This is a genomic window from Pilimelia columellifera subsp. columellifera, from assembly GCF_039532605.1.
Lineage (GTDB): Bacteria > Actinomycetota > Actinomycetes > Mycobacteriales > Micromonosporaceae > Pilimelia > Pilimelia columellifera.
In genome coordinates, this window is sequence record NZ_BAAARY010000001.1 from 588,480 (window position 1) to 614,531 (window position 26,052).

Here is a 26,052-nt window from a genome sequence, read left to right on the forward strand (position 1 = left end):
GCTGTCCTGCTGGACCGCTGGTGGGGGAGCCGCTCGGGCGGCTGGTCCAGCTGGTCCTGCGCGGCGACGGGCTGACCACCACCGCGCTGGAGATCCTCACCGGTCAGCCGGTCCAGGTGGTGGTCCGGCAGCACTGCCGGCAACCGCTGCCGTCCGCGGGGGCCGCTGACGCCCCCGGGTACACCGGGGTGCTCGGCGTCGACGCCGGGGACGAGGCGGCCGCGCTGGAGCTGACCGCGGGCGACGACGTGCTCGTCCGCGAGGTCCTGCTCATCGGCGCCGACGGCCTGCGTTACGGCGCCGCCCGACTGGTGGCCGCCGCCGGCCGGCTGCCGACGCCACTGGCCCACCGGCTGGCCACCACCGACGAGCCGATCGGCAGGCTGTTGGCGGCAGCTGGCGTGCCGGTGGTCCGGCAGCTGCGGGACTGGGGTCTGCGTCGGGCCGGCGACCGGGCCCCGCTGCTGGTCGGCGACCTTCTCCCGGACGCGCGGGTGCCGGCGCGCACCTACCTCATGCGCCTGCGTGACGGCGCCCCGCTCGCGCTCATCACCGAGTGGTTCGCCCCGACGGTGTTCGCCGCAGACCATCCGACCGGCGGCGCCCGGTGACCCGGACGCAGGTCGCGATCGTCGGCGCCGGCCCGGCCGGGCTGACCCTGGCGCACCTGCTGCGCCGCCAGGGCGTCGAGGCCGTGGTGCTGGAACGCCGGACCCGCGCGCACGTGGAGTCCCGGCTGCGGGCCGGCGTCCTGGAGCAGCCGACGGTCGACCTGCTGCGCGAGCTGGGTCTGGCCGCCCGCCTTGATGCTGAGGCGATGACCCACCGCGGGGTGCGCCTCCGGTTCGCCGGGGCCACCCACCGGCTGGACCTGTCCGGTCTGACCGGCGGGCGGGCGATCACGATCTACGGCCAGCACGAGCTGGTCAAGGACCTCATCGCCGCCCGGCTCGCCGACGGCGACCCGATCCTGTTCGAGGTCGACGAGGTGGAGCTGTCCGGTCTGGACGCCGATCCCGTGGTGAGGTACCTGCGCCACGGACGCCGCCGCGAGCTGCGCTGCTCCATCGTCGCCGGCGCCGACGGCTTCCGCGGGGTCACCCGCGGCTACCTGCCGGGGACGGTGTTCGAGCAACTCCAGCCGTTCGCCTGGCTGGGCATCCTGGCCCGGACCGCGCCGTCGTCCGACGAGCTGGTCTACGCCGCGCACGAGGACGGTTTCGCCCTGCACAGCATGCGCGGCCCGGCGCTGACCCGCCAGTACGTGCAGGTCCCGCCGGACGTCGACGTCGCGGCCTGGCCGGCCGAGCGGATCTGGCAGACCCTGCGCCGCCGGCTCGGCCACGGCGACGGCCTCGACCTGCCCGTCGGCCCGATCCTGGACGTGACCGTGGCGGCGATGCGGGCGGTGGTGACCGAGCCGATGCGGCACGGCCGGCTGTTCCTGCTCGGCGACGCCGCGCACATCGTCCCGGCCACCGGCGCCAAGGGGCTGAACCTGGCCGTCGCTGACGCGGCCGCTCTCTCCTACGCGATCGGCGCCTGGGCGGGCGGGGCGCCGGCGGAGCTGGACCGCTACAGCAGCCGCTGCCTGGACCGGGTGTGGCGCACTCAGCGTTTCTCGGTCTGGCTCAGCCAGCTCACCCACCGTCTGCCCGGCGAGGACGCCGTCGACCGGCGGCTCCGCGAGACTGCCCTGTCCGAGCTGGTCAGCTGCCCGCACACCGGCGCTGCGTTCGCTGAGCGTTACGTCGGCCAGCCCCTGCCGACCCCGTGGTGGTGGAACGGGTGAGCGTCCCTCGGCTGTCGGTGGTCATCCCCAGCTACGGGCGCCCGGGACTGCTGGCCCGGGTCGTCCCGGCGTACCTTTCGCAGCGGCCGGACGAGGTGGTCGTCGTGCTCGACGGGCCGCAGCCGCAGGCGCGGGCGGTCCTCGACGCGCTGACCGACGCCCGGCTCCGGGTGCTGGAGCTGCCGACCAACCGGGGAGCGGCCGCCGCCCGGGCCGCCGGAGCGCGGGCGGCCATCGGCGACCTGGTGCTGATCAGCGACGACGACATCCTGCCGGGGCCCGGGATGCTGGACCGGCACCGCGCCTTCCACCGCCGGGTCCGGCACGGGGTGCTGGCCGGGTACCTGCCGGTGGAGCTGGGCGCGCGCGGTCCCGGCCAGGTGGCCGCCCGGCTGTACGCCGCGGACTACGAGCGGGCCGCCCGCTGTTGGCGGCGGCGGCCCGAACAGGTGCTCGACGGGTTGTGGGGCGGCAACGTCAGCCTGCCGCGGTCGCTGTACCTGGCCGCCAGCGCCGACCCGGACGGGCCGGCCGGCTACTTCGAGGACATGGAGTTGGGCCTACGGCTGCGCGCGCTGGGGGCGACCGGCCACTTCGACCCGGACGCCGTCGGCGCCCACCTGTACCGCAAGTCGTCCCGGGATCTGGTCGCCGACGCGGCTGCCCGGGGCGCGGCCGCCCGGTTGATGCGTCACCGGTGGCAGGGTCAGGTGGGTCTGCTGCACGCCGCTGACGAGCCCGCCTGGGTGCGGGCGCTGCGTCGCGCGGTGGCCGTGGCCAGCCAGGTCCCCGGGATGGTCCCGGCGGTGGTGTGGCCGCTGCGGGCGGCGTTGGCCGGCTGCGGGCGGCTGCGCCGTTGGCGGGCCGAGGAGCTGACCGGTCGCCTGCTGCGCGGGGTGGTGGAGACCCACGCCTATGCCAGGGCGGGACGGGCGGCGGGGTCAGCCGGTCGGCCGGTCGAGCAGCCGGGACGCCCATGAGCCGAGCCGCCACCGCACCGGCGCCGGCAGCACGAGCAGGAGCGCGAAGGTCGACAGCGCGGGCAGACCGGGCCGCCCGCGGAGCACCGCGTCGCGGGCGATCCGTAGCGCCGGGCCGAGCTGGCCGTCAGCGACCGCCATCGGACCGCTGACGGTCAGCAGGAAGTCGCCCAGGGTGCGTCGGTCCAGGCCGGCGGCGTGGGCGAACGCGACGCTGCGCCGCCATCCGTCGGCGGGCGAGCCCGCGGACGTCCCGGGCGGGTTGACCCGGTACCGCACCAGCGGCGCCTCGACGATGACGACGCCGGCGTCGGGGCGCCTGTCCACCCGCAGCAGCCACTCCCAGTCCTCGTGCAGGGCCAGATCCTCGCGCAGCGGCTCGGCCAGTAGCAGCTCCCGGTCACACAGGATGGTGGAGGAGCCGCCGAGGCCGGTGCGCTGGCGCAGCGAGCACCGTCGGAACAGCCGGTGCGGCAGCGGAGCGCCGGCCGGTAGCCCGCCGCCGGGGACCGGCTCGAACAGGGTCCGCCCGGCGGCGTCGACGTCCCGGCACAGGCTGATCACGGCCGGCCGGCGAGTGGGCGCCGCCTGGTAGGCGGCCACCTGTTGGGACAGTTTCGACGGGAGCCACTCGTCGTCGTCGTCGCAGAAGGCGACGAGGTCCCCGACCGCGGCCCGGGCGCCGGTCATCCGCATCGCGGCCGGGCCGGCGCCGTGACCGGGCAGCGCCCGCGCCCGCGGATCGGCGAACGTCGGCGGCGGGCCGTCGCCGTCCACCACGACCAGCACCTCCACCGGCGGACGGGACTGCGCCAGGGCGGCTGCCACCGCCCGTCCCAGGGTGTCGCGGCCGACCGTGGGGATGACGACGCTGACGGTGGGAGCGGCGGCGGTCATGCCGGTTCCCGGGCGGCGCGGCGCTGCCCCGGCGGTCGCCACCGCGGCCCGGGCGGCCAACGCCGCAGCCCGGCCGCCCCGGCCACCATCGGCCACATCAACACCGCCTGCGCGCACACAGCGACCATCATGCCCGCGGCGACCCCGGTGACCCCGTGTCGGGCGCCGTACCACCCGGCGGCGATCTCCACGGCGGACGAGCCGACCGTGGCGGCGCCGGCCAGTCCGAGCCGGCCGCGGACCCGGCAGACGGAGATGAACAGCGCCTTGATCCCCGCCGGCAGGGTCATCGCGGCCATGAGGACCAGCGCCGCCCAGGCGTGCGGGTACGCCGGCCCCAGCAGGCCGAGCACCCACCGGCCGAGGACGGCCGCGCCGACCACGCCGGCCACGGTCACCGCCGCCGTCACCGCCAGCGACAGCCGTAGGTCCCGGCGCAGCCGGTCCTGTTCCCGGGCGGAGACGGCGAACAGCGCGGTGGACAGGTGCGTGGTGATCGCCCAGCCGAACGAGGCGATCTGCATGGCCAGGTAGAAGCCGGCGTTGCGGGCGTTGCCCAGCAGACTCGCCACCAGCATCGGCAGGACCAGCGACGGCACGTGCGCGGAGACGTTGATGATGTGGTGGCCGAACGCCTGCCCGCCCAGACCCCGCAGCGCCACCGGCCCGGCCGGCCTCCGCAGCCAGCGCCGTCGCGCCGGGGTGCGGGCCAACACGACGAGCACGGAGGCGACCGAGCCCGCCACCCAGCAGCCGAACACCGCCGTGGCGGACAGGTTCCCCAGCGCCGCCACCGGCAGCAGCAGGGCCAGCTTGCCGGCGGCGAAGGCCGCGTTGCGCAGCAGCTGCCACCCGGGGCGGCCGGCGCCGACCAGCGCGAGGTCAAGCACGTTGGTGGCGGCCTGCGCGGCGCAGCCGACGGCGAACAGGGCCACCCCGGCGGCGCTGGTGTAGAGGGCCGACCCACCGGCCGCCGGCGCCCAGCCGCCGGCCGACAGCCACCCGTACCCGCCCGCGCCGAGGCCGCCGACCAGGAGTCCGGCCCCGGCGCTGACCAGCAGCGCGGCGCTGACCAGCCGGAACCGCGCGGCGCGGTCGCGCCCCAGCTCGCTGATGAGCAGGCTGCCCAGGCCGAGGGTGCAGGCCGACCCGATCAGCTGCATGGCCGCGATCGCGGCGGCGGCGGCGCCGACCTGGGCGGGGATGGCCAGCCGCGCCGACAGGGCCCAGAACGCGAACCCCAGCGCGGCGGTGACCACGGTGGACCCGTAGAGGGCGGCCGCTCCGCGCAGCACCTGGCTGGACCGGGCGGCGAGTCCGGCCGCCGCCGCGCTCACAGCAGCACCGCCGACACCTCGTACCGGCCGGCGGCCCCGCCGGAGATCCGGGCCCGGACAGTCCCGGCCCGGTCCGCGGTCAGCGTGCGGGTCCACGACCGGCCGGCCGGGACGGTGACGTAGTCGCTGGCCGGCTGGCTGCCCGGCAGCTCGACGACGACCACGTAGCTCACCGGGCGTCCCTCCCGGTTGGTCAGGGACAGCTCCACCGTGCGGGACGCGCCGGGCGTCGGAGTCAACCCCACCTGGGTGATAACCGCGGCGTCCGCCCGCCGTTCGCTGTGGACGGCCACCGCCAACGCGCTGGCGCCGAGCACGACGGCCGCCACGACCCCGGCCACGGCGGCAACGGTGGGCGCGCTGGCACGGCCCGGCTGGCCGGGCGTCGCCGGCCGGCCGGGCGCCCCCCGGCGGCAGCGGATCAGGTCGATGACGGCCAGCGTCCCTGTTACCAGGCACAGCGCGCCGACCGTCCAACCCCGACTCGCGGGGACGTCGAACAGCTCGGCCAGCAGCGGCAGCGCCATGCTCAGGCACAGCGACCCGGCGACCGCCAGCGCGGCCCGGCGGCCGGCCGGGCCGCCGACCCCGGCGACCCGCAGCGCCAGCCATCCGGGCACGAAGCCGGCCAGGGCCAGCCCGGACGGGACCTGGACGAGCGGGAGACGCGCGACGACGCCGACGGCGTACAACGCGCACAGAACCAACGCCGCCACCGCCGGCCCGCCAGCGCGCGCTCGGCTCACCAGGCGTACCGCGAGTTCGACAGGTCGTAGACCCGGATGACTCCGTCGTCGAAGGTGACGCCGACGCCCTCGACGGCCGCGAACTTCTCCAGCGCCCCGGCCGGCAACGGACGCGTCGGGTCGGCGTCCGACGGCGGCGGGTCGAGGAAGTAGCTGCCCCGCGGCGCGGGGACCTGGGTGAGACGCCGGTCGGCCACCACGTAGCGGATCCGCAGATCCTGCACGGCGCTGCGGTCGGCGTAGTCGAACCCCGGCCGGTGGAACAGGGCGGCGGCGTGGCCGACCGGGTCGAGGCCGCCGATCGTGCCGACGACGGTCTGGTTGCCGAAGTCGGCGACGAACCGTCCGCCGGCGGGCAGGCGCCGGCGGGACCACCAGCCGAGCTCCATGGTCCGGGTGTCGACCGCGGCCTCGTAACCGGCGGGCAGGTGCCGGCCGGGCAGACGTAGCCAGTACGGCGGCCACCCCGCGGTGAGGCCGCCGCAGAACACCACCATCAGCGCCGCGCCGACGCCGAGGCGCCACCGGCGGCCCGCCAGCGTCGCCGGCGGCAGCTGGGCGAGTCCGAGGGCCAGCGCCAACGCCACCAGCAGCGTCAGGTACGCCGGGGCGCGACCGGCCAGCTCCTCCCCGCGCGGGCTGACCACCCGGATGACGACGATGGCGCCCTCGACGGCGGTGACCGCCGCCATCGTCGCCGCGAGCAGCAGCCGGCGGGCCCGCAGCGCCCACCACCCCAGCGCCGCCGTGGCGCCGGCCAGCACCAGGATCGCCGCCAGCGACAGCGCCGTCTCCACCAGCGGCTTGGCGCCGGCCGAGCCGGCTACAACGTCCGGACGGACCGCGCCGAGCCGGGCGAACGTCTGAGCCAGGGCCACCAACGGCCCGCCCAGGTAGTCGACCACCTGCGGGGCGACCAGCCAGACCCAGGCCGCGGCGAGCGCCCAGGCCCCGCCGGCCAGCGTCGCCAGCGGCCGAGCCGCCGGCCGCAGTCGCCGGATCGCCGCCCCGGCCGCCGCGGCCAGCGTCAGCAGCGCGAGGGCGACGACCATCGTCAGGTGGTGGGCGACCACGACGGCCCCGGCGAACAGCAGCCCGGCCGCCAGCCGTCGCGCCGGTCCGGCCGGCTGTCGGAGCAGGCTGACGGCCTGGGTCAGGCACAGCGCCAGCATCGGCAACGCCGGCGCGGTGTAGAGGAACATGGCGGTGAAGAAGCCGTGGTTGGGGTTGCACAGGTACACCAGGGCGGCCAGCGTCAACAGCTCCGGCCGGCTGGTGACCTCGCGCAGCAACAGCAGCAGCGCCGCGGTCAGCAGCATGGCGCTCGCGGCGCAGACCAGCACCGCTGCCGGGTGAAACGACAGGCCGGTGGCACGCATGACGGTCAGGGTCAGCGTCTCCAGGCCCGGGAAGCGGGGGCTGATCGGCAGGCTGTGGTTGGTCGGGAACTGGCGTCCGGCGTCGGCCATGCCGAGGGTGGTCTGCCAGTGCTGTAGCTCGTCGGCGAACCGGAAACGCAGCGGCGCGTACGCGAGCTTGATGACGAACTGGGCGGCGGTGAAGCCGAACACCGCCAGCAGCCGCCCGGCTGGCGAGACGCGTGGGCTGAGCACTGCCGCCGCGACGGCCCCGATGAGCAGCAGCTGGCCCGCCCAGTAGACCGGGTGCGCCCAGCCGGCCCCGGCGCGCGCGGCGGCGAACGCCACGCTGACGGTCAGCGCGGCCAGCCCGGCGCCGACCAGCGGCGCCACCGCCGGCCCCGCCAGCCGCCCGGGCGGCGCCGACGCCGGGGCGGTCGGCTCAGCCACGGCGTCCGCCGAGGACACCGCGGACGTACCGCCACGGTCCGACGGCCATGCCCCGCAGGTTCGCCCGCATCAGCTCCGGCGGCATGCCGTCCCGGACGCCCACGTTGCGCAGGCTGCCCGGCGACGCGACATCCCGCAGCGCGGTCGGCGCCAGGCCCAGCAGCGGCCACAGCAGACCGGGGCGACGGCGCAGGAGGCTGGCGTAGAAGGCGGTGAGGGCGACGCCGTAGCCGTGCAGCTGGGCGTGCAGGGCGGCCTCGTCCCGGCGGTGGAAGTGCCGCACCACCGCCGACGGCCGGTACAGCATCGTCCGGCCGGTCAGCAGCAGCCAGGTGAAGATCGCGGTGTCCTCGCCGCCGCAGGCGGGGGCGCCGGCGCCCAGGGCCGGGTCGAACCCGCCGATGTCCCGCAACGCCGCGGTCCGGAACGCCATGTTGGCGCCGACGCCGAACGGCGGCAGCGGGTACAGCGGGCTCTGCCGCATCTGTCCCGGATCGAACACCGCCGGGGTGAATCCGCGACCCTTGCTGTGCCCGCCGAACGCCTCGTACCAGGCCTGCGCCGCGGTGGCGATCTCGGCGGGGACGACCAGGCCGGACATGCCGGCGGCGTCCGGGCGTTCGGCGAAGCCGCGGACCACCTCGGTCACCCAGTGCCGGTCGGCGATCTCGTCGTCGTCGATCCAGGCGACCAGTTCGGTGTCCACCTCGGCCAGCGCCCGGTTACGGGCATGCGAGAGCCCTGGTGTCGTGGCCACGATCCGCCGCACCGGATGTGGTCCGGTGTGCGCGGCGACCACCTCGGCGGTGGCGGCGGAGGTGGGGGCGTTGTCGACGACCAGGATCCGGGTCCGCGGGTAGGTCTGCCGGGCGAGGCTGTCCAGGCAGACGCGCAGCGGCCCGGGGCGCTCCCGGGTGCAGACGACGACGGTCACCGCCGGCCCGTCGTCCAGCGCCGCCCGCCGGCCGGCCGGGAACGCGGTCGGGCCGGCCGGACCGGCCCCGGACACCAGTCGGCCCGGGTCGGCGTCCGGCCATCGTCGGGTGATCGCCTCCGAGCACTGTCGCCACACGGCGGCGGCGATGTCGGCGGCGGCCAGTCCGTCGCCCAGGGGCACGGTGACCAGCCCCAACGGCTCGGTGTGCAGGCGCGCCAGCAGCCAAGCCCGGCCACGGCGGACGCCGTCCGGGCCGGGGTTGGGCAGGTCGGCCATGCCGTCGGCCAGCTCCACATCGGCGACCAGGTCCGGCGGGGCGCCGACGTCGGGACCGGCCGGTTGGGGCGCGTTCACGCGGCGGCCGGCTTGGCGCGGTCGCCGGTGACCTCGGCGAACAGACGGTGGTAGGCGTCGACGACCTCGGTCCAACTACGCGGGTCCGCGAACCGGCCGCCGGCCAGCGGCAGCGCCCGGCAGATCGCCGCGGCCAGGGCGTCCGGATCAGCGGGGGGAGCGAAGACCGCACCGGCGTAACCCTCGGCCGCCTCGCGCAGCCCGCCCACGTCGCTGACGACCACCGGCAGGCCGGCAGCCATGGCGACGTGCAGCGGACCGGACGCTGACGAGCGCCGGTACGGCAGCGCCACGACGTCGGCGGCGGCGAAGTGCCCGGCCACCTCGGCGTCGGTGACGTACCGGTTCACCACGGTGATCCGGTCCCGGCGCGGCGAGCGTTCGACGGCGGTCAGCGGCGCGGTCCACCCTTCCCACGTCTCGCCGACGATGACCAGCCGGAGCCGGTCGGCCACCGGCGCGTCTAGCCGCTCGAACGCCGCCACCAGGTCCTCCACCCCCTTGTAGGGGCGGATCACGCCGAAGTAGAGCAGGGTGATGATCCCGTCGTCGGCGGCCTGCGGACGTGGCGCCGGCCGGTGGTGGTCGTACGGGCCGTGCGGGGCCAGGGCGGTGGGCGCGGCGGCGATGGGGTAGTGCCGGGCGAGCTCGCGGCGGTCGAAGTCGCTGTGCACGACATGGCCGTCGACGTTCCTGAGCAGGAGGCCCATCACCGTCTGCACATAACGGCGGGCGCCGGGGATCCGCAGCTCGCCGGTGTCCTGGACCTCGTGCCACTCCAGTAGCACCCGGGCGCCGCGACGACGGGCGTACCAGGCCAGCAACGCGTAGCTGTGCAGGACAGCGCCGGTCCACCACTGGAGCACCAGCAGGTCCGGCGCCTGCCGGCGCAGGAACCGCAGCGCCGCTGGCAGGGTGCGCCACCAGCTCCAGTCGAGTCCGTCGTGGACGGCCACCGCGGGATCGTAGCGCAGGTCATGAACGGGCACCCCGACCCGGCGCCGACCCGGGTAGAGCACGGCCGGGATGAGCTGGCGCATGAGCAGGGCGGAGACCGCGCCCCGTTCGGCGAGGGCGTTGGCCACCCGGCAGGTGTAGTAACTGATCCCGGAGGTGAACCGGAACCCGGCGCCCACCACCGTGACCCGTCGGGGTGGGCTCATCGGCTGGACGCGGCGTCGACCGGTCGCGCCGCGCACTCACAGGCCGCCACCGCGACGGCGGCGGGAGCGGCGGCGGGCCGGGCCGCGTCGCCGCGACGGCGCAGCCGCTCGGTGAGCAGCGTGCGTAACACCCGCAGGCCGTCGCGGGGGGCGCTGAGGTTGCTGACCCCGTGCAGCCGGCACAGCTCCACGCTGGCCACCTCCCGCACCCGCAGACCGGCCAGCGCCACCCGGCAGTTGAGGACGGTCTCGATCTCGAAGCCGTCGCCCCAGCGCAGCCGATCACCGGCCGGGTAGTGGTCCGGCAGCCGCAGCGCCGGCAGGATGTCCCGCCAGAACGCGTTGTAGCCGTAACACAGATCGGTGTAACGGGTCCGGTACAGCAGGTTGGTAAGCCAGGTCAGCGCCTGGTTCCCCCAACCCCGGACCCGGGTCAGATCCTCGCTGCCGCCGCCGGCGACGGCCCGGCTGCCCTTGGCGAAGTCGGCGCCGTCGCGCAACGCCGCCACGAACCGCGGGATCTCGGCCGGGTCGGCCGAGCCGTCGGCGTCGAACATGACGACGATGTCACCGGTGGCCGCGGCGAAGCCACAGACCAGGGCGTTGCCCTTGCCACGGCGGGTCTGCTGGACCACCACCGCGTCCGGGCGGGCACGTAGCGCGGCGGCGATGGTGTCGTCGTCGGAGTGTCCGTCGACGATGACCACCTGGTGCTCGGCGGGAAGTCGGGGCAGCACCACGGCGAGGTTGCGGGCCTCGTTGCGGGCCGGCACGACCACCGTGACCGTCGGGCACTCGGGGGGGCGCGGACGGTCAGCGTGGGCGCCGGCCGGGACACCACCACCGACGCCGGAACCGCGGGCACCGGTCCGGTCCGCAGTGCGCGCAGTCGGCGCCGGGCCGGTAGTGCTGGTGCGCGCGGCGGGAGTGGCCGCAGACGCAGACGCCGAACACCGACAGGCACCTCCGCTGGACGAGTCGAGCCCGTCCAGGGTAGGGCGTGGCGGCCAGGTCGACGTCCTGCCGCGGGGGACGGCGCGCCGGCTGCCGGTCACGTCAGATCGACCGCGGCGACGACGCCGCCGGTCTGACTGGCCGCGTACACCCGGTCGCGGGTGGCGTCGATCGCCAGGCCGAGGGTGGCCGGCACGGCGTCGACCCGGCGGACGGTGTGGGTGTCGCTGTCGATGATCGACACACCGCCGGCGGGGGTGAAGTGGGCGACATAGATCCTGTTGGTAAGTGGGTTGGCCTCGACGGACACCGGGGCCTCGCCGACGGTCGCCCGGCCGACCACGGTGTGTGAGCCGCCGTCGAGCACGCTCACCGTGCCGCTGGCGTAGTTGGAGACGTACACCTTCCCGGTGACCGGGTTGACCGCGATGCCCAGCGCGTACGGCTCGACCGGGACCGTGTCGATGACCTGGTCGGTGTCGCCGTCGATGACCGAGACCGAGGTGCCGTCGGCGCGGCGGGCGGCGTTGGCGACGTACACCCGGTTGGTCTCAGGGTTGACCGCCACCTTGGCCGGCTCGACCGGGCCAATCGTGATCATCTTGAGCAGGTTCAGGGTGCGGGCGTCGAGGACGGCGACCTGACCCTGGTTGGTCAGGGTGACGTACAGCTTGCCGGTGGCGGGGTTGACCGCCATGCCCCGGGGCTGGCCGTCGAGCGTGACGCCGGCCGTGACCTGTAGCCCCCGGGCGTCGATCTTGACGACGGAACGGGTGAAGAGCTGGTCACCGGCGTACAACAGCGGCTTGGTCGGGTGGGCGGTGAGGCCGAAGGGGCTGACCTGGCCTAGGTCGATCTCCCCGACGACGGCGCTGGCGTCGCCGTCGATGGCGAAGACACGGCGGCGCGGCTCGCGGTCGCTGACCCGCCACGGGTTGCCGACGAAGACCTGGCCCAGCGACGGGACGGCGGCCAGCTCGTACAGGGCGCTCCCGTCGGTGACGACCTGAACCTGGTTGTCGCGACGGCGGCGGGCGGGCGCGGCGGTAGCTGCACCGGGCAGGGTCACGGCCGTGGCTGCCACGACGGCGCCGGCCAGAATCGAGCGACGGGAGAGGCTGACGGTGGCGTGGGGGTGCGGCACGACGTGCTCCTCGCGTAGGAACAATGACGGGCGTCAACGTAGCTAAGGCTTGCCTTATCTGTCCAACCGTGGGATGAGGCTCACGTCACCGCAGCCGTTCGGCGATCGCCGCGCCGATCCGGGCCAACTGCGCCGGCTGGACCAACTGCGGATGAGTGCATTCCAGATCCAGACTGACCAGCCCACCGGTGACATAGGGCAACCAGCCGGACCGGGTCAGCCAGGTCTCCGGACGCGGCGCGACAGCCGCCACGAACAACGCGTCGCCGTCGAACACCTCGTGCCGGTGTTCCCGCATCAGCCGGGCGTTGAGCCCGACGACCGTGGCCACCGCGTCCAACGCCGCGGGGTCCAGGGTGGCCATGGCGTTGCCCCGATCACGTAGCGCCGCCAGCACCGCGTCCCGGGTGACCGGCGCGCCGTCGAGAACCGACTCGTCGCTGCCGGCCATGTGCAGCAGGGCCCGCAGCATCGCTGACTCGTCCGGGGCGGGCAGGTCCCGCCACTGGTCAGCCGGGTAGGCGTCCAGCAGGGCCAGCAATGGCACCCGCTCGCCGCCCCGGCGTAGGCGGGCGGCCATCGCCTGGGCGATCACGCCACCGACGGACCAGCCCGCCAACCGGTACGGGCCCGCCGGCTGAACCCGCCGGATCTGGTCCACATAGTCGTCGGCCATCTGGTCGATGCTGGTCGGCGCGGCGGTCGGGTCCAGCAACGCCCGCGACTGTAGGCCGTACACCGGCACCTGTCTCGGCAGTGTGGCGAGCAGGCCGGCGTAGCTCCAGGCCAGCCCGCCGGCGGGATGAACGCAGAACAACGGCGGCCCGGCGTCCGCGGTGGCCGGGCGTAACGGCAACAGCACCCCCAGCGCCCCGTCGCTGACTGTGGGGTCCGCCAACGCCCGGGCCAACCCGGCGGCGGTCGGAGCCGCGAAGACCGCGCCGAGCGTCAATGCGACGCCCAGGGTCGCCCGTACCTCGGACACCAACGCCGCGGCCCGCAGCGAGTGCCCGCCGAGGTCGAAGAAGTTGTCCGTCGGTCCCACCCTCGGCACGCCGAGCGCCCGGGCCACCAGCTGACACAGCAACTCCTCGTGCGGGTTCCGCGGCGCCTGGGTCCCGCTGGCGACCCAGCGCGGCGGCGGCAGCGCGCCGCGGTCGAGTTTGCCGCTGGTGTTCAGCGGCAGCTCCGCCAGGAGGGTGACCGTGGCCGGGACCAGGTGGTCCGGCAGCCGCTGCGCCACCCGGGACCGGACCGCCTCAGGGTCGCAGTCGGCATCGGGCGCGGCGGTCACGTAGCCGCAGAGCCGGTCCGGGGCGTCCGGCCAGGTGAGCACGGCAGCGGCGGCCACGGTCGGGTCGGCGGTCAGCGCCGCCTCGATCTCGGCCGGTTCGATCCGGAAGCCCCGGACCTTGATCTGCCGGTCGGCCCGGCCGTGGAACTCCAGGGCCCCGTCACGGCGCCAGCGGGCCAGGTCGCCGGTGCGGTACATCCGTTCGCCCGGCCCGCCGAACGGGTCGCCGACGAACCGCTCCGCGGTGAGGTCCGGCCGGCCCAGATAGCCGGTGGCCAGCTGCGCGCCGGCCAGGTACAGCTCGCCGATCACCCCGGGCGGCGCCGGCCGGCCGGCCGGGTCCAGCACGTACAGGCGGGTGTTGTCCACCGGCCGGCCGATCGGCACCGGGCCCGGCTCGTCCGGGGCGCAGTCGTGGCAGGTGACGTCGACCGACGCTTCGGTCGGCCCGTACAGGTTGTGCAGCGGCGCTCCGACCTGCCGTGTGAACGTTCTGACCAGCTCGGCCGGCAGCTCCTCGCCGCTGCACACCACCCGGCGCAGCGTCCGACCGCACGCGCCGGCCTGACCGGCGTCGAGGAAGGCCCGCAGCATCGACGGCACGAAGTGGACGGTGGTGATCCCGGCGTCGCGGATCAGCTCGGCGAGGTAATCCGGGTCCCGGTGACCGTCCGGGCGGGCCAGGACCACCGTGGCGCCCTCGGTCAGCGGCCAGAAGAACTCCCACACCGACACGTCGAATCCGTACGGCGTCTTCTGCAACACCCGGTCGTCCGGCGCCAGACCGAAGTGCCGTTGCATCCACAACAGCCGGTTGACGATCCCCCGGTGCGGGACGACGACGCCTTTGGGCGCCCCGGTCGACCCGGAGGTGTAGATGACGTACGCCGGGTCCTCCGGCGTGGCCGGTCGAATGCGGACCGGGGCGGCGGCGCCGGTCACCGCCGCCGGGTCCAGCCAGGGCGTGGCGCCGGCCCGCTCGACGGCGGTCGCGGCGTGGGCGAGCAGGCACACCGGCGCGGCGGCGGCCAGCAGCTGCGCGGTCCGCGCCGGGGGATGACTCAGCTCCAGCGGCAGGTACGCCGCCCCGGCCTTGAGCGTGGCCAGCAACGCCACCATCAGGTCCAGGCCGCGCGGCAGCGCCAGCGCCACCAACGACCCCGGCCCGGCCCCGCGGGCGACCAGCTCGACAGCCAGCCGGTCCGCACTGCGGTGCAGCTCGACGTAGCTGAGTTGGCCGTCCGGCGCCACCACCGCCAGGTCGTCGCTGGTCGCGTGGCGTTCCAGCAGCTCGGTGAGCGTGACCGGCGGCAGCGGCGCGTCGGTGTCGTTGAAGTCCCGTAGCACCTGACGACGCTCCGCCGGTGTGGCGATCTCCAGCTCGGCCAGCGGCGCGTCGGGGTCGGCGGCGGCGAGCTGGTCCAGCAGGTGGGACAGCCTGTCCCGGTGGGCAGCCACGGTCGCGGCGTCGTAGGCGGCCGGGTTGGCCGCCGCGGACAGGCGCACCCGATCGCCGGCGGGGTCGGGCCACAGGCTGAACTCCAGATCGGGCACCGGCCCGGTGGCCAGGGCTGTCACCTCCGCGAGGGCGTCGCCGAAGCGCAGCGGCTCCGGGTAGGGCTTGATGTTGACGCTGGGCCCGGCCAGCCGACGCCCGCCGCCGACCAGCCCCAACTCGCGTTGCAGATCCTCGTACCGGTAGCGGCCGTGGCGGCGTAGCTCGCGCAGCGCGGCCCGCACCTGCCGGACCAGCGCGCGCAGGCTCCCGCGGTCGTCAATGACGAGCCACAAGGGCAGGACGTTGACCACGGTGGACGGGATCCGGGCCGCGGCCGACCCGAGCCGGTTCATCAACGGCAGGCCGACCGCCACCTCGCTGGACCCGGTCACCCGGCGCAGGTAGACCGCGGTGGCGATCATCGCCAGCTCGGCCCAGGCCACCCCGAGGCTGTCGGCGACCGCGCGCAGGCCGGCGCAGGTGTCGGCAGACAGGACTCCGGCGACCCGGTGCGGGACGTCGGGCGCGGCCACCACCTCGGACAACGACATCGCCGGGGGACGGGCGGCGAGGTGGGCGTGCCAGTGCTCCCGGTCGGCGATCCGTCGGGGCGAGTCCCGGTACGCCCGCTCGTCGGCGACCAGCCGCTCGGCGGGCGGAAACCCGACCACGGTCGTCTCGTCCCGGTAGACGGCGGCGACCCGGTCGGCCAGCAGGGTGAACCCGTATCCGTCGAGCAGCAGGTGATGGGCGCGCAGATACCAGACGACGTGGTCCTCGGCCAGGATCAGCAGCGCCTGGGCGAACATGCCGGGGCGGTCCATCGGCACGCCGGTGGTGTGGTCGGCCCTCATCCAGGCCGCGGCGGCGCCGGCCGGGTCGGGCTCGGCGCGCAGGTCGCGGATCGGGCAGCCGGTCGGCGGGCCGGCCGTCGCCCGCTGGCCGTCCGGGCTGTCCCGCACTGTGATCCACAAGTTGGCGGCGGCTGCCGTGACCGTGTCGATGGCGGCCAGCAGCCGCGCCGTCCGGACGGCGCCGCGCAGGCTGACGGCGTGCGCGCACAGGTAGGCGGGGTTGGCCGGCGCCAGCTGTTGGGCGTACCAGAGCGCCTGCTCGGCCGTGGTCAGCGGGCGACCTTCGGCGCTGCGGTTCAACGGTGACCTCCGGGGTGGTCGGAACGTCCGGACGACAACCGCGTCCGGGCGCGGTTAGGCTAACCTAATCGATTGGCGACGATCCTGTCCCATCCGCGAAGGCCGATACGTGACCAGCTACCCGCCCGTTGGCGATCCCCGTTCCTGCGTGCCGCCGGACCGGCCCCGTCCGGATCCGCCGCCGTTGGCGCAGAGCCCGGCCGTGGCGGCGCTGACCCGCGACCCGTCACGGCTGCCGGAGTTCTGGGCGGACGTGGTTCGGGCCGGCACACCGCTGATCGAGCCGGACCCCGTGGATCCGGGGCACGTCATCGTCACGTTCCTCTGGCGCGGCCGGGCCGGCGAGGTGCTGGTGCTGGCCAACAAGCTGACCGACCGGTTCGACCTGGCCGCCAGCCGGATGCGGCGGCTCGACGGCGCCGACCTGTGGTGGTTGTCGTACCGCCTGCCGCGAGGCTGGCGGGGCAGCTACCACTTCGCGGTCCGGGCCAGCGCCGGCCACGGGTTCGGCTGGGTGCGCTCCAGTCTGCGCCCGGACCCGCACAACGACCGCGTGCTGCCCCGCGACCACGGCCCGCCGGCCTCGATCGCCGAGACCGTCGCCCTGACCGGGGGACGTCCATGGCAGGCCCGGCCTGGCGTGCCGACCGGCATGCTGACGGTCGGTGACGTTCCGAGCGCGCGCCTCGCCGGCGCCAGACGGGTGTGGCGGTACGTTCCGGCAGCGTCCGGGCCGTACCGGACGCTGGTGCTGCTCGACGGCCAGATCTGGGGGCCGTTGCTGCCGGTGGCCCCGCTGCTGGACAACCTCATCGCCGACGGCGCCCTGCCGCCGGTGGTGGTCCTCATGCCCGACTCGGGCGAGGGGCCGGGGCGGGCCGGCGACTACGCCTGCCGGGACGCGTTCGCCGACTTCCTGGCCGACGAGGTCATCTCGGCTGCCGGGCTGCCGCTGGTCGGCGGTCCGGACGGGACAGTGGTGGCCGGACAGAGCCTGGGCGGGTTGGCCGCCGCGCACGCAGCGTTACGGCGGCCGGACCGGTTCGGTGCGGTTCTCACCCACTCCGGGGCCTACTGGTGGCCCAACGCCGAGGGCGCGGAACCGCAGTGGCTCGCTGAGGAGATCCGCCGGCGCCGACGGGCCCCGCTGCGCTGGGACCTCTCGGTCGGCCAGAACGAGTGGATCAGTCTGACGCCGCACCGTCGACTGCGTGACGCGCTCATCGATGCCGGCCACCGGGTCCATTACGAGGAGTACCCCGGTGGTCACGACCGGGCCTGCTGGCGTGAGCTGCTCGGGCCGGCGTTGGCCCGGGTGTTCGGCGACGGCCCGGGCCTCGGCGTCTAGTCGTCCATCCACTCCATCATGCGACGTTCGTACTGCTCACGGGGGCTGGGCTGCGGCTGTCGGCCGTCCGGGTCGTAGCCGGGCAGCCGCCGGTCGGACGGTTCCGGCGAGGTCCCCACGGCGCCCAGGTAGGAGCCGGGTGTCAACGGCTGGCTGGTCTGCCCGGTGAAACGCCCGGTCGGCTCGTCGTACAGCTGGGTGGCCCCGGCGTCCTGCTGGCGCTCAGGTCGCGCGTGGGACGTCCCGTATCCCTCGCCGTAGGCGGGCGGGGTCGTCTGGGTCGGCATGTCCCCGTAGGCAGGGATCGGGGCCAGCGTGGCCGTGTGCGGCGGCACGCCCTGGACACCGGGCGGGAGCCCGTACGGGTCGGCGTACTCGTCGCGGATCGCCGGCTGGACGACGGTCGGCGCGTTGGACAGCGCCGACGACGGCAGCGCCGCCGTGTGCGCCGGGGGCCCCGGTGGCTGGCGCGGGAAGTGGGGCTGCGCCCCGACGCCGGAGGCGCCGTTGCGGTCCTGCCGGCGCCGCAGGATGAGCAGCACGAGCGCGCCCACGCCGAGCGCCAACATGAGCCCGCCGACGAGGATGAGGATCCAGGTCAGCGGGCCGGAGGAGTCGGAGCTGGTGTTCCGGGCGCCGCCCGGGCCCGGCTCCTCCGCCGGAGGCTCGGCGGGCTCCTCGGTGGGCTCGACGCTGGGTTGGGCGCTCGGGCTCGGACTGGGACTGGACTGGGCCTGTGGCCGCAGCGTCAGCCGGACGTCACGCCGGTCCTCGCGGGGGGCGATCCGGATGGTCTGCCGGGTGGTGGTGAAGGTGGCGGCGGAGGCGGTGAGGACGATCTGTCCGGCGTACAACGGTCGGTCGTTGCGGGGCCGTAGCCAGTACCGCCCCTCCCCGTCGGTCTCCACGGTGAGGAAGTTGCCGACGGAGTCCTGTCCTTTGACGAGGGCGCCGGCGACTCCGTTGCCGCTGTCGGCATGGGCGACCCGCCCGCTGATCTGCCCGACGGACTGGGGTCGGTCAGGCCCGACGACCTCCATCTGCACATCGCGGCGCGCGTTGCCCGCCGAGATGGCGATGCCGGTGCGTCGGCGTTCCCCGGCGGGCACATCGCCGGCGGTGATCTTCGCGGAGAAGGTCTGCCGCTCTCCCGAGTCGAGGGTGAGGAACCGCCCGCACTGCCCGGAGCAGCGCAGGTTGTCGCCGGTGCGGATACCCACCTGGCCGACGAACATGGTGCCGTTGTTGGCGACCTCGTAGCTGACGTTGGCCTGTCCGCCGCTTCTGAGCTCGACGGAGTCCACGTCGACGGTGAGCTCGATCTGCGGCTCGGCGGCCTGCGCGCGGGCCGGGGTCGCCACCGGCGCGACGGAGGGCTTGGCCGCCGCGGGACCCGCGCCGACGAGGGCGACAGTGGCGAGGCCGCCGATCGTTACTGCGATCGTCGCGACCAGCCGCAGCCCCGTCGTCGGCCGGGCGCCGTTCGACTGTTGCCTCGTGCCTACCTGCGACGTGCTCACCCGCCACCGCCTTCCGGTACCAGCTCCACGGTCACACCGGTGGTCACTATGCCCCGCGTTGGCGACGATGCGCCATCCCGGGGTCGGCGGACTCTTCGTCGTCGGCGCGTCGTATCGTCCCTGCGTGCCCGAGGAGAGCGGAACGACGCCGGCCGTCTCGGGGGTCCTCGCCGCTCTCGACGCGGGAGAGTCACCCGACCTGGCCGTGCTCCGGGACGCCGTCCGAGCGCTGTTGGGCGAGCTGGCGCGGCGGTCGCCGGGGCGGTCCGTCGAGGTGCGGGTCCCACCCTACGGCGCGGTGCAGTGCGGGCCGGGCCCGCGTCACACGCGGGGCACGCCGGCCAACGTGGTGGAGATGGATGCGCTCACCTGGGTTTTGCTCGCCACCGGGCGGCTGACCTGGGTGGACGCCGTCGGTCAGGGCCGGGTGGCCGCCAGCGGGACGCGATCGGACATCTCGGTTTTTTTACCCTAAATAGTGATCTAAGGGACCGCAGTGCCGGGCCAGCCGGCCTCGGCCGTCGCCCGCGGCCTCGCGTACACTCGCCAGTAACCCCCGCTCGCCGCGTTCAGCCCGTGACCAGCCGAACTGTCCCGCCTCCGAGCGCCGATCCCGGCGCGGTCGCGGGCCAGCCAGGCCGGCAGCCCGGAGCCGACGCACGACCAGCACGAGGAGCCGCAGGTGCCCCGAGGCGACGGCCGGTTGAGCCACGACCTCGACCCCCAGGAACCCGGCCCCAAGGACGAGTGCGGCGTCTTCGCCGTCTGGGCGCCGGGCGAAGAGGTCGCCAAGCTCACCTACTACGGTCTGTACGCGCTCCAGCACCGCGGTCAGGAGGCGGCCGGAATGGCCGTCGGCGACGGGTCACGGGTCGTCGTCTTCAAAGAGGTCGGCCTGGTCTCGCAGGTCTTCGACGAGGCCACCCTCGCCAGCCTCAACGGCCACCAGGCCATCGGCCACACCCGTTACTCCACCACCGGCGGGTCGACCTGGGAGAACTCCCAGCCCACGCTGCGTGGAACGGGTTCCGGCACCCTCGCCCTCGCCCACAACGGCAACCTCGTCAACACCGCCGAGCTGCACGCCGAGGCGCGCAGGCGCGGCCTCAAGGTCGAAGGCAGCTCCGACACCCACGTCATCACCGCGCTGCTGGCCAGCCGCCCCGACCTGCCGATCGAGGCCGCGGCGCTCCAGGTCCTGCCGACGGTGCGGGGGGCGTTCAGCTTCGTCTTCATGGACGAGACCACCCTCTACGCCGCCCGCGACCCACACGGCGTCCGGCCGCTGGTGCTCGGCCGTCTGGAGCGCGGCTGGGCGGTGGCCAGCGAACAGGCAGCGCTGGACATCGTCGGCGCCAGCTTCGTCCGCGAAGTCGAGCCCGGCGAACTGCTCACCATCGACGAGAACGGCCTGCGGTCCAGCCGGTTCGCCGCGGCCGAGCCCAAGGGCTGCGTCTTCGAGTACGTGTACGTGGCCCGCCCCGACGCCACCATCGCCGGCCGCAACGTCTACGCCGCCCGCGTCGAGGTGGGCCGCCGGTTGGCTGCCGAACACCCCGTCGAGGCCGACCTGGTCATGCCGGTCCCGGAGTCCGGCGTCCCGGCCGCGATCGGCTACGCGGAAGCGTCCGGCATCCCGTTCGGCCACGGCCTCACCAAGAACGCCTATGTCGGACGGACCTTCATCCAGCCCTCGCAGACCATCCGGCAGCTGGGCATCCGGCTCAAACTCAACCCGCTGCGCGACGTCATCCGGGGCAAGCGCCTCGTCGTCGTCGACGACTCGATCGTGCGGGGCAACACCCAGCGCGCCCTCATCCGGATGCTGCGCGAGGCGGGCGCCCTTGAGGTGCACATCCGCATCTCGTCGCCGCCGGTGAGCTGGCCCTGTTTCTACGGCATCGACTTCGCCACCCGCGCCGAGCTGATCGCCACCGGCGCCGACGTCGACGGCGTGCGCCGGTCCATCGGCGCCGACTCGCTCGGCTACGTGTCGCTGGACGGTCTGGTCGCCGCGACCGAGCAGCCGAAGACGCGGCTGTGCCGGGCGTGTTTCGATGGCGTGTACCCGATTGAGCTGCCGGCGTCCGAGCTCGGCAAGCACCTTCTGGAGGGCGCCCCGGACCGGGTCGCCGCAGAGCCGCAGCCGGACCGTCCCGGCCTGCCGGACGGCGCCACGCCGTTGCTGGCCAGCCAGGGCGCCGGGGACGCCCTGCGCCGTCCGTAGCCGCCGGCGTCGGGCAGGCCGACCGCCGATCGACGCGGACCAGCCGCGTACAGGAAAAAGGGGAGAACCGTGACGCAGGTGACCGAGCGCGCTGCCGGCCGGCAGCGGTCAGCGACGTACGCTGCCGCCGGAGTGTCGATCGAGGCCGGTGACAGGGCCGTCGAGCTGCTCAAGGGTCAGGTTCAGCGCACGATGCGCCCCGAGGTGATGGGCAACATCGGCGGGTTCGCCGGCCTGTTCCGCCTCGACCTCACCAAGTACCGCAACCCCGTGCTGTCGGCGTCCACCGACGGCGTCGGCACGAAGCTGGTCATCGCCCAGCAGATGGACATCCACGACACGGTCGGCATCGACCTGGTCGCGATGGTGGTGGACGACCTGGTCGCCTGCGGCGCCGAGCCGCTGTTCCTACAGGACTACATCGCCACCGGCGAGGTCGTCCCGGAGCGGATCGCCGAGATCGGCGCGGGCATCGCCGACGGCTGCCGGTACGCCGGCTGCGCGCTGCTGGGCGGCGAGACCGCCGAGCACCCGGGCGTCATGCGTCCGCACGAGTACGACATCTCCGCCACCGGTGTCGGCGTCGTCGAGGAGGACGCGATCCTCGGCCGTGACAAGGTCGAGATCGGTGACGCGGTCATCGCGATGCGCTCGTCCGGCCTGCACTCCAACGGCTACTCGCTGGTCCGCCACGTGCTGCTGGGCGCCGGCCGGATGCGGCTGGACACCCTCGTCGAGGAGTTCGGAGCGCAGCGCACCCTCGGCGAGGAGCTGCTGACCCCGACGACGATCTACGCCAAGACCTGCCTCGACCTCATGGTCGAGACGGATCTGCACGCGCTGTGCCACGTCACCGGCGGCGGCATTCCCGGCAACCTGGTCCGGGTGCTGCCGGACGGCGTCGACGCGATCGTGGACCGTTCCACCTGGCGTCCGCAGCCGATCTTCGAGCTGGTCCAGACCAGGGGCCGGATCGACGACCCGGAGATGGACGCCACCTTCAACATGGGCGTGGGCATGTTCGCGATCGTCAACGGCGAGGACGCCGACCGGGCGCTGGCCTTCCTGGCCGGCCGGGGCGTCGAGGCGTGGCAGACCGGCGAGATCGTCGAGGGCGACGGCCAGGTACGGACGGTCGGGTCGCACACCCGCGGCTGATGTGACCACCACACGGGGGGCGTTCTCCGGGATGCGCGGCATCGCGGAGACGCCCTCGTACGTGGTCATGCAGCCGACCACCCTCTGCAACCTCGACTGCGCCTACTGTTACCTGCCGTGGCGCGCGGCGGACCGTCGGATGTCGGTGGAGGTGGCCGAGGCGGTCGCCGCGGGCGTCGGGGACTGGGCCGAGGCCGGACGATTCTCGGTGGTCTGGCACGGCGGCGAGCCGCTGGCGGCCGGGCGCGAACACCTGGCCGCGCTGATGGCCCCGTTCCCCGCCGGTGTCGAGCACCATGTGCAGACCAACGCCACCCTCGTCGACGACGCCTGGTGCGAGTTCTTCCTGGCCACCGGGATGCGGGTCAGCGTGAGCGTGGACGGCCCCCGCGAACGCAACGGTGACCGGGTCAACCGCGGTGGCCAGCCCGCCTACGACCGGATCATGCGCGGCATCGGGGTGCTGCGCCGGCACGGGATCGGTTTCTCGGCGCTGTGCGTCGTACCGGAGCCGACCCCGGACCGGGCCGTCGAGCTGTACGCGTACTTCCTCGACCTGGGCTGCGATGTCCTGGGCATCAACATCGAGGAGCAGGAGGGGGTCAATGCCCGGGTCAATGACCACGCCGCCGCCGACGTGCGCGGTTTCTGGTCGGCGCTCACCGCCGCCTGGCGACGTGACCCCCGCCTGCACCTGCGGGAGATCGAGTGGTCGCTGCGGTACGCGGCCGCGGTCCTTGACGGCGATGAGGACGCTGTCCTGCCCAGGCAGCTCGACCCGATTCCCACCGTCGCCCACGACGGCGCCGTGATTCTCCTGTCACCGGAGTTGGCTGGGTTCTCCCATCCCCGGTACGGCGACTTCTCCACCGGGAACGTGCTGGCCACGCCGTTGCCGGAATTGCTGCGGGGCGCCGTGGCCACCCCATGGATCGCCGAGTTCCTCACCGGCGTCGAACGGTGCCGATCGGAATGCGCGTACTTCGGTTTCTGCGGCGGCGCTCACGCTGCGAACCGCTACTTCGAAATCGGCCGATTCGACGGTACGGTGACCAATCACTGCCGAAACAGCAAGATGCGCCTCTGGGAGGGAGTTCTCGACCATGTCGAGGAGCACGAACAGCCCGGGCCTCGAACCGCCGCACGTCCATGACCCGCTCCGGGACCGGGTCATGGCGACCCGCGACGGCCTGACCGCCCTGCTCGCCGAGGCCGCGACCGCCCGGGGCGCCCGCGCGGAGGCCGGCGGCGACGGCTCGGCGGTGTGCGCGTGGAACCACTTCGAGAACATCCCGACCTTCTACAACTGGAACAACCGCCCTCGTTGATCGACCCGGCGTGCCGGGGCGAACCAGGACCGTCGATGTCGTCCGCGACAGCCGCGCGGCAGGCGCCGGTATCGTTGGGGGAATGTGGTCTCGGGTGGCATTGGTCGGTGTCCTGGCGGCGACGATGGTCGGCTGCGGCAGCCGGCAGGACGAAGCGGACGACGGCCCGACTGTGGTGGCGTCTACCACCTGGGCCGGCGCCTACGCCAAGGCCGCCGGCGCGACGGACGTCAGGGTTCTCAACGGCGCTGTCCAGACTGACCCGCTGCGCACGCCGCAGCCGTCGGAGTTGGCGACCGCCGCCGCCGCGGACTTCGTCGTCTTCGCCGAGTCAGATCCGTTCGCGGCCGAGTTGAAGGCGGCGGCCGGCGACGCCGTCCTGGTGCCGGTGACCCTGCGCTACGACCGTGCCGTCATCAGCGACGAGGTGACGCGCCTCGGCGGCATCCTCGGCGCCAGCGTCGCCGCCCAGCAGTGGGTGACCGACTTCCAGGCCACCTGGGACGGTATCCAGGTCGCCGGTCGTAGCCTCAACCCGATCCCGCCGTGGCGGGTCGTCGCTGAGGAGAACGTCGCCGACTGGGCCCGCTTCATGGGCCTGAACCTCGTCGGCGTCTACCAGCGGGGCGCGGTGGCAGCGCCCCAGCTGGCGAGGCTGCGCGCCGCCCGACCGAAACTCCAGGTCGACGACGCGGACAAGCTGGGGGCGCCCCCGGAGCTGGGAACGCCGAACGTCGCGGTGTCGAACTTTCCGCAGGACGACCTGGACATGGTCCCGTTGATCCGCCGGAACACGGAAATCTTCACCGACGCGTTTAACAGCTGAGTCGGTGGGCGTCGGCCGGGTGCGAGGCGAGATCAGCGGGAGGGACTGGCCCAGTCGTCCGCTTCGTCTACGTCTTCGTCCGGGTCGAGCTCGTCGACGTCGTGAGCCGACTTGCGGCTACCGTCGGAAAGCTCGCGCTGCAGCGCAGTGAGATCGGTGTTCGGGGAGTGGTATTTCAGCTCCCGGGCCACCTTCGTCTGCTTCGCCTTTGCACGGCCGCGCCCCATGGCGACCCCCTCGCACAAATGACGGGGCAGCACGAAGGCAGGCCCCGATAAAGTCCGGCATCTCTCGTGGTTCATACGGTACATGGGTACGGCGTGCTTCGGCACCTCGGGGCCGGAGCCGTGATCGAAGCCGGACCGTGGCTGTCGGGCAACCGGAGCGGTGGCCCGACAGCCGGAGCGTGGCCGGTCAGGGCAGTCGGATCGTCCGGAGGCGTCCGATATCGGCCATTCGACGCTCAGCGAGGCGGTCGGCGGCCGCCGCGGGGGGCACGCCGTCGGCGTCGGCGAGCCGCATAATCTGTCGGGTGGTGTCGAAGATCTGGGTGGCGCGCTGCTTGGCCCGGGCGAAGTTGAAGCCCTCGATCTCGTCAGCCACCTGGATCACGCCGCCGGCGTTGACCACGTAGTCGGGGGCGTAGAGGATGCCGCGGTCGGCGACGAGCTTCTCGACGCCCTCGTGGGCGAGCTGGTTGTTGGCGGCGCCGGCGACCACCTTGGCGCGCAGCACCGGAACCGTGTCGTCGTTGAGCGCCCCGCCGAGCGCGCACGGCGCGTACACGTCGATGTCCGAGGTGATGAGCGCGTGGGTGTCGGCGACCAGGTCGACCTGTGGATGGGTCTGCCGGGCCCAGTCCAGCGCCCTCTCCGAGACGTCAGTGGCGACGACCTCCGCCCCGTCCTCCAGCAGGTGGCCGACCAGGTAACGGCCGACCTTGCCGAGGCCGGCGACGCCGACCCGCCTGCCGCGCAGCGTCGGCTCGCCCCAGGCGTGTTCGGCCGCCGCGCGCATGCCCTGGAAGACGCCCCAGGCAGTCAGCACCGAGGAGTCGCCGGCGCCGCCGTGCGCCTCGGACCGGCCGGTGACGAAGTCGGTCTCCCTGGCGATGATGTCCATGTCCTGCACGTAGGTGCCGACGTCACAGGCGGTGTAGTAACGGCCGCCAAGGGACTCGACGAACCTGCCGTAGGCGCGCAGCAGCGCCTCGGACTTCATCTGGTCCGGCTCCCCCCAGATGACCGCCTTGCCTCCGCCGAGGTCGAGGTTGGCCAGGGCGTTCTTGTACGCCATGCCACGCGAGAGGTCCAGCACGTCGGCGACGGCGTCGGCCTCGCTGGCGTACGGGTAGAACCGGGTTCCGCCCAGCGCCGGACCGAGCGCGGTGGAGTAGATGCCGATAATTGCCTTGAGCCCGGACTGTTTGTCCTGGCAGAACACGACCTGTTCGTGGCCGGCGGTCTCCGGTCCGGTGGTGCTGAATACGCCCATGACTGCTCCAACTGCTCGTTCCGCGACGCCTTCGGGTGGCGCCGCCGTCCAGGGTCTCCGGCCTGGGTGGCGCCGGTTGCATGGTGAGCGTAA

The 26,052-nt window shown here is 74.1% G+C and carries 22 protein-coding genes; 10 read left to right on the plus strand and 12 right to left on the minus strand.

Annotated elements, in window-relative coordinates:
• The first annotated feature begins 20 nt into the window (after positions 1 to 20).
• Genes ABD287_RS02755 through ABD287_RS02765 form a run of 3 tightly spaced genes read left to right on the plus strand, consistent with a single transcriptional unit; the run spans position 21 to position 2,772 of the window.
• Positions 21 to 611, plus strand: a complete 591-nt coding sequence (locus ABD287_RS02755; protein WP_344167563.1) for a chorismate--pyruvate lyase family protein — start codon at positions 21 to 23, stop codon at positions 609 to 611.
• On the plus strand, positions 608 to 1,792 hold the full coding sequence (locus tag ABD287_RS02760; protein WP_344167566.1) for a 4-hydroxybenzoate 3-monooxygenase: 1,185 nt from the start codon (positions 608 to 610) through the stop codon (positions 1,790 to 1,792). The genes ABD287_RS02755 and ABD287_RS02760 overlap by 4 nt, the downstream gene beginning before the upstream one ends.
• Positions 1,789 to 2,772, plus strand: coding sequence for a glycosyltransferase family 2 protein (locus ABD287_RS02765; RefSeq protein WP_344167569.1), 984 nt, complete (start codon positions 1,789 to 1,791; stop codon positions 2,770 to 2,772). The genes ABD287_RS02760 and ABD287_RS02765 overlap by 4 nt, the downstream gene beginning before the upstream one ends.
• Here the strand turns inward: ABD287_RS02765 and ABD287_RS02770 are convergent.
• The 9 genes from ABD287_RS02770 to ABD287_RS02810 form a co-directional block, all read right to left on the minus strand.
• The gene (locus ABD287_RS02770) at positions 2,734 to 3,669 is read right to left on the minus strand and encodes a glycosyltransferase family 2 protein (RefSeq protein WP_344167572.1); all 936 of its coding nucleotides are present in this window, start codon (positions 3,667 to 3,669) and stop codon (positions 2,734 to 2,736) included. The two genes, ABD287_RS02765 and ABD287_RS02770, sit on opposite strands and share 39 nt — an antisense overlap.
• On the minus strand, positions 3,666 to 5,006 hold the full coding sequence (locus ABD287_RS02775) for a lipopolysaccharide biosynthesis protein (protein ID WP_344167575.1): 1,341 nt from the start codon (positions 5,004 to 5,006) through the stop codon (positions 3,666 to 3,668). Before ABD287_RS02775 ends, ABD287_RS02770 begins: the two co-directional genes overlap by 4 nt.
• Positions 5,003 to 5,752 (minus strand): hypothetical protein, encoded by a 750-nt coding sequence (locus ABD287_RS02780; protein ID WP_344167578.1) that lies wholly within the window; start codon positions 5,750 to 5,752, stop codon positions 5,003 to 5,005. Before ABD287_RS02780 ends, ABD287_RS02775 begins: the two co-directional genes overlap by 4 nt.
• Positions 5,749 to 7,560, minus strand: a complete 1,812-nt coding sequence (locus ABD287_RS02785; RefSeq protein ID WP_344167581.1) for a hypothetical protein — start codon at positions 7,558 to 7,560, stop codon at positions 5,749 to 5,751. The genes ABD287_RS02780 and ABD287_RS02785 overlap by 4 nt, the downstream gene beginning before the upstream one ends.
• On the minus strand, positions 7,553 to 8,851 hold the full coding sequence (locus tag ABD287_RS02790) for a glycosyltransferase family 2 protein (RefSeq protein WP_344167584.1): 1,299 nt from the start codon (positions 8,849 to 8,851) through the stop codon (positions 7,553 to 7,555). The genes ABD287_RS02785 and ABD287_RS02790 overlap by 8 nt, the downstream gene beginning before the upstream one ends.
• Positions 8,848 to 10,014: a glycosyltransferase gene (locus ABD287_RS02795; RefSeq protein WP_344167587.1), complete on the minus strand. Its 1,167-nt coding sequence runs from the start codon at positions 10,012 to 10,014 to the stop codon at positions 8,848 to 8,850. The genes ABD287_RS02790 and ABD287_RS02795 overlap by 4 nt, the downstream gene beginning before the upstream one ends.
• Positions 10,011 to 11,069 carry a glycosyltransferase family 2 protein gene (locus ABD287_RS02800; RefSeq protein WP_425565470.1) on the minus strand — a complete coding sequence of 353 codons (1,059 nt, stop codon included), beginning with the start codon at positions 11,067 to 11,069 and terminating at the stop codon, positions 10,011 to 10,013. The genes ABD287_RS02795 and ABD287_RS02800 overlap by 4 nt, the downstream gene beginning before the upstream one ends.
• Positions 11,066 to 12,112, minus strand: coding sequence for a YncE family protein (locus ABD287_RS02805; RefSeq protein ID WP_344167593.1), 1,047 nt, complete (start codon positions 12,110 to 12,112; stop codon positions 11,066 to 11,068). The genes ABD287_RS02800 and ABD287_RS02805 overlap by 4 nt, the downstream gene beginning before the upstream one ends.
• Positions 12,113 to 12,197: 85 nt before the next feature.
• Entirely contained in the window at positions 12,198 to 16,058 is a 3,861-nt protein-coding gene (locus ABD287_RS02810; RefSeq protein WP_344167596.1) for an amino acid adenylation domain-containing protein, read from the minus strand.
• A gap of 109 nt (positions 16,059 to 16,167) precedes the next feature.
• Here ABD287_RS02810 and ABD287_RS02815 point away from each other — a divergent pair, with 109 nt between their 5' ends.
• Positions 16,168 to 17,406, plus strand: a complete 1,239-nt coding sequence (locus ABD287_RS02815) for an alpha/beta hydrolase-fold protein (RefSeq protein WP_344167599.1) — start codon at positions 16,168 to 16,170, stop codon at positions 17,404 to 17,406.
• Here the strand turns inward: ABD287_RS02815 and ABD287_RS02820 are convergent.
• Positions 17,403 to 18,926 carry a carboxypeptidase regulatory-like domain-containing protein gene (locus ABD287_RS02820; RefSeq protein ID WP_344167602.1) on the minus strand — a complete coding sequence of 508 codons (1,524 nt, stop codon included), beginning with the start codon at positions 18,924 to 18,926 and terminating at the stop codon, positions 17,403 to 17,405. The genes ABD287_RS02815 and ABD287_RS02820 overlap by 4 nt on opposite strands.
• A 124-nt stretch (positions 18,927 to 19,050) precedes the next feature.
• On the opposite strand from ABD287_RS02820, the gene ABD287_RS02825 reads away from it, so the two are divergent.
• From ABD287_RS02825 to ABD287_RS02850, 6 genes are all read left to right on the plus strand, one after another.
• Positions 19,051 to 19,401: a sterol carrier family protein gene (locus ABD287_RS02825; protein ID WP_344167605.1), complete on the plus strand. Its 351-nt coding sequence runs from the start codon at positions 19,051 to 19,053 to the stop codon at positions 19,399 to 19,401.
• A gap of 207 nt (positions 19,402 to 19,608) precedes the next feature.
• The gene (gene purF, locus ABD287_RS02830; RefSeq protein WP_344167608.1) at positions 19,609 to 21,153 is read left to right on the plus strand and encodes an amidophosphoribosyltransferase; all 1,545 of its coding nucleotides are present in this window, start codon (positions 19,609 to 19,611) and stop codon (positions 21,151 to 21,153) included.
• A gap of 69 nt (positions 21,154 to 21,222) precedes the next feature.
• On the plus strand, positions 21,223 to 22,311 hold the full coding sequence (gene purM / locus ABD287_RS02835; protein WP_344167611.1) for a phosphoribosylformylglycinamidine cyclo-ligase: 1,089 nt from the start codon (positions 21,223 to 21,225) through the stop codon (positions 22,309 to 22,311).
• A 31-nt stretch (positions 22,312 to 22,342) separates the two neighbouring features.
• A complete protein-coding gene (gene amcB / locus ABD287_RS02840) occupies positions 22,343 to 23,464 on the plus strand; it encodes a cyclophane-forming radical SAM peptide maturase AmcB (RefSeq protein ID WP_344167765.1) in 1,122 nt (373 codons plus the stop codon).
• Between the two features lie 19 nt (positions 23,465 to 23,483).
• Complete coding sequence (gene amcA / locus ABD287_RS02845) at positions 23,484 to 23,639, plus strand: multiple cyclophane-containing RiPP AmcA (protein ID WP_344167614.1); 156 nt, start codon at positions 23,484 to 23,486, stop codon at positions 23,637 to 23,639.
• 82 nt (positions 23,640 to 23,721) lie between these two features.
• Positions 23,722 to 24,465 carry a hypothetical protein gene (locus ABD287_RS02850; protein ID WP_344167617.1) on the plus strand — a complete coding sequence of 248 codons (744 nt, stop codon included), beginning with the start codon at positions 23,722 to 23,724 and terminating at the stop codon, positions 24,463 to 24,465.
• 32 nt (positions 24,466 to 24,497) lie between these two features.
• Here the strand turns inward: ABD287_RS02850 and ABD287_RS02855 are convergent, their stop codons facing one another.
• The gene (locus tag ABD287_RS02855; RefSeq protein ID WP_344167620.1) at positions 24,498 to 24,692 is read right to left on the minus strand and encodes a DUF3073 domain-containing protein; all 195 of its coding nucleotides are present in this window, start codon (positions 24,690 to 24,692) and stop codon (positions 24,498 to 24,500) included.
• A 187-nt stretch (positions 24,693 to 24,879) separates the two neighbouring features.
• A complete protein-coding gene (locus tag ABD287_RS02860) occupies positions 24,880 to 25,959 on the minus strand; it encodes a Leu/Phe/Val dehydrogenase (RefSeq protein ID WP_344167623.1) in 1,080 nt (359 codons plus the stop codon).
• Between the last annotated feature and the right edge of the window lie 93 nt (positions 25,960 to 26,052).